This is a genomic window from Frankia sp. R82 (assembly GCF_023716925.1).
Taxonomy (GTDB): domain Bacteria; phylum Actinomycetota; class Actinomycetes; order Frankiales; family Frankiaceae; genus Frankia.
The window spans coordinates 1-3,579 of record NZ_JAMQQG010000107.1 but is presented as its reverse complement, the minus strand read 5'-3'; the positions used below and the strand labels follow the sequence as shown (position 1 = coordinate 3,579).

General features: G+C 73.4%; 4 protein-coding genes and 1 pseudogene. 1 reads left to right on the top strand and 4 read right to left on the bottom strand.

Annotated elements, in window-relative coordinates; genetic code table 11:
* The 4 genes from ND747_RS15845 to rimP all read right to left on the bottom strand — a co-directional run.
* The coding region (locus ND747_RS15845) for a translation initiation factor IF-2 N-terminal domain-containing protein (RefSeq protein ID WP_251734390.1) at nucleotides 1–276 on the bottom strand (276 nt) is incomplete at its 3' end.
* A gap of 61 nt (nucleotides 277–337) precedes the next feature.
* Nucleotides 338–835 carry a YlxR family protein gene (locus tag ND747_RS15840; RefSeq protein WP_251734389.1) on the bottom strand — a complete coding sequence of 166 codons (498 nt, stop codon included), beginning with the start codon at nucleotides 833–835 and terminating at the stop codon, nucleotides 338–340.
* 7 nt (nucleotides 836–842) lie between these two features.
* Entirely contained in the window at nucleotides 843–2,072 is a 1,230-nt protein-coding gene (nusA, locus tag ND747_RS15835; RefSeq protein WP_251734388.1) for a transcription termination factor NusA, read from the bottom strand.
* Complete coding sequence (rimP, locus tag ND747_RS15830) at nucleotides 2,069–2,770, bottom strand: ribosome maturation factor RimP (RefSeq protein WP_251734387.1); 702 nt, start codon at nucleotides 2,768–2,770, stop codon at nucleotides 2,069–2,071. The genes nusA and rimP overlap by 4 nt, the downstream gene beginning before the upstream one ends.
* 431 nt (nucleotides 2,771–3,201) lie before the next feature.
* Between rimP and ND747_RS15825 the strand changes: the two are divergent.
* Nucleotides 3,202–3,579: pseudogene (locus ND747_RS15825) on the top strand (hypothetical protein); the annotation flags it as partial.

Genomic DNA, 3,579 nt, shown 5'->3' with positions numbered 1-3,579 from the left:
GATGAACACCTTCTCCCCGAGGGCGGCCTTCGCGGCGGCGGGGGGGGGGGGGGGGGGGGGGGGGGGGGGGGGGGGGGGGGGGCCCGCGGGGGGGGGGGGGGGGGGGGGGCCGCCCTCGGCCGGGAACGCCTCCTTGAGCTTGCGCACGACGGGGGCCTCGACTGTGGACGAGGCGGACTTCACGAACTCACCGAGATCTTTCAACTTGGCGAGAACGGTTTTGCTGTCGACACCAAGCTCCTTGGCGAGCTCGTGTACGCGGGCCTTTCCTGCCACGGTGCTCCTTCTTTCGGCCCGCGGTCCGTGCCCGCGTGACCTCGTTACCTGCCGGTCGTGATCATGGCTGGGTGCTCATTGAGCGATCATCGCTGTCTCGACCTGCTTCCGTGTCGACGTCATGTGGCGCCGCCTGCGTTCCTGGCCGGGCGTCGGCTGCCACCGATGCCCGAACCCGCCGTACCGGCGCCCCGCTGCCGCGAGGCCCCCCTCTTTCTTTACCCGATCTCTCGTCCAGCCGGTGCCGATGCGACCGGTCCGGGCGACCGGTTTCGGTCACCGGGCCGGCCACCGCGGAGCAGAACTGCTCCAGGTACCGCCTGATCTGCCCCGACTCCAGCGGACCGGGCACGCGCAGGGCCCGCGGGAACGCCTTGCGGCGCTCCGCGAGCTCGAGACACGCCAGATCCGGATGCACATGTGCACCCCGACCATGCAGTCGGCGACGAGCGTCCGGCAGGAGCTCGGCACCGTCCACGACGATACGCAGGAGGTCGGAACTCGGCGCGCGGCTTCGACATCCGACACAGGTACGGGTGGGCTCCGCACGACACGCCATCACAAGTCTATCCCGCCCGTCCCCGGGAGTGGCTGCCTGTCGCCGAAGATCGGCGCGGATACGCTGACGAGCCGGACCGCGGCGGCGGACCGGAACGAGACGGCGGCCCGGAACGAGACGCCCCGGACGGCGCCCCCGAACCCGAGGTACCCGCGGAGGACCCACCCGACGAGGGCGCTCCCGACGACGAGGCACCAGCGGACGGAGCGCCCGCGGCCGACGAGCCGCCGGCCACACTGCCGGTCTGCTCCGCGGCGCCGGCCGGGCCCTCCGCGTCGGAGTGGATGTCGATGCGCCAACCGGTCAGCCGCGCCGCCAGCCGGGCGTTCTGCCCCTCCCGACCGATCGCCAGCGACAGCTGGTAGTCGGGGACGACCACCCGGGCCGAGCGACTGGCCAGGTCCGTCACGTCCACCCGGGCCACCCGGGCCGGCGACAGCGCGCTGCCGACGAAGGTCGCCGGATCCGCCGACCAGTCCACAATGTCAATCTTCTCACCGCGCAGCTCGGCCATGACGGCGCGCACCCGAGCACCCATCGGACCGATGCACGCCCCCTTCGGATTCACCCCGGCCACCTTGGAGCGCACGGCGATCTTGCTCCGGTGACCGGCCTCGCGGGCGATCGCGGCGAGCTCGACCGTGCCGTCGGCGACCTCGGGGACCTCGAGCCGGAACAGGCCCTTGACCAGTTCGGGATGGGTACGCGACAGCGTGACGGTCGGACCGTGCGCGCCGCGGGCAACGTGCACCACATAGCACTTGATCCGGTCACCGTGCTCAAGCCGCTCGCCGGGCACCTGTTCGGCCGGCGGCAGCACCCCCTCGATGGTGCCCAGGTCCACCAGCACCACCCGGGAGCCGGCACGCTGCTCGTGGTGCTGCACCACACCGGAGACGATCTCGTGCTCCCGGTCGGCGTACTGCCCGTAGGTGGCCTCCTGGCGAGCTTCCCGCAGCCGCTGCATGATGACCTGTTTGGCGGTCATCGTGGCGATCCGACCGAAGTCGGCCGGGGTGTCGTCGTACTCCCGACTGACCCCGTCGGGCCCCTGCTCACGGGCGAGCACGGCCACCTCGCCGGTGGTGCGGTCGATCACGACCCGCGCATCCGGCACGGAGCCCGCCGTGTGGTGGTAAGCCGTGAGCAGGGCGGTCTCCATCGCCTGCACGAGGGTGTCGAAGGAGATTTCCTTCTCCCGCTCGATTCCGCGCAGTGCGGCCACGTCGAGCTTCACCGGGTCATCTCCTCACCGGCCGCGCCCTGGGCGCCGGCCTGACGGCCCTCGTTGCTGGTCACCGGGCTCGGGGAGGCCGGCGGTTCGAGATCGTCATCCGGTGCCGAGGACGGCGCATCGGTAAGATCATCATACTCGGCGGCGGCGAACTCCACCTCGACGGTGGCACGCGCGACCCGATCGAAGCCGATCCGGTCGATCCGACGCGGCTGTGGACGGCCCCGCCGAGCCGGCCCCACCGGTACCGAAAGCTCCGCCCCGGTCTCGTCGGCGGACACCACCCGGCCCGACACCACGACCCCGTCCGGATCCCGGACGGTCACCAGGCGCCCGACGGCCCGCCGCCAGTGCCGGGGTGCCGTCAGTGGCCGGTCCACTCCCGGCGAGGTGACCTCCAGCACGTAGGCTCCGCTGGTCAGTGCCTGCCCGGCAGCCTCGGCCGCATCCAGCAGCTCGGAGACGGCCCGGCTGGCCTCGGCCACCGCATCCAGGTCGATTCCGCCGTCCCGGTCCACCACCACCCGGACCAGGCTGCGCGCGCCCGCCCGGGTGACCACCACATCCTCGAGATCGAAACCCGCGTCGGCCAGGCTGGCCGCCAACCGGTCACGCAGCTGCGGACGCACCACCGTGGACCGCCGGCCCGTCGTGGCCGCATCCCGGTTTCGCCCGGAACCGGACTCCCCCGTGCCTGACACCTGCCTCGTCCCTTCCCGCATCCGTTCGTCCGATCCTCTCGCCGACCCGGCCCACAGGCCACCGGCACCCCACCGGCACCTGGGCCGGCCAGCCGACCGCACCCGGCGACCCGGGCATCCACGGATGTCCCGCCGGCGCACACGCCCCATCGTGGTTCACGATGCCCGGCGCGGGACACCTGTCGCCCTGCACAGGCAACCTGGCACAGCGTGGCCATCAGGGTGATACCCGCACAGGGCACACGGCGGCCGGCGTCAACGGAGGAGATCCCTAGCGTACGTCCCCCCGCCGACGGGCCTGACGCCGCCCACCCGGCGGGAGTCGCCGCGACGAGGGGGGACACCCGGGTGGGCGGCCGCCACACCGCCACGGGCCGCCTGCGCCGAACAGCGCGGGGTGAGGCCGCCGCGGTGTGCAAAGCTTGCTGACCGTGGACTCCGCACAGCGCACACTCGCCTCCCGGCGGCGGGTTCTGGCGGGGTTGGGCACGATCGCGCTGGCCGGGATCACCGGTAGCGCGTGCTCTCGGACCGGCTCGTCCAGCGACCCCGCGACCGGACACACGCTGTCGGCGGCGGATGTGGCCGCCGCCCGCGCCGCGGTCGCCCGCGCGAGGGCGCTGGCGACCTCCTACACCGTGGCCGCTCGCCGGCATCCGTCCCAGCGCGCCCTGTTCGACACCCTGCGCGCCCAGCACGAGGTCGCCCTCGCCACGGTGAGTGCGCAGGTTCCCGCCGCCGCCCCGGCGAGCCCGCCGGCCGCCGGCGCCGCGCAGGTAGCCGGGCAGGCCGCCACCGGGCCATCCGCC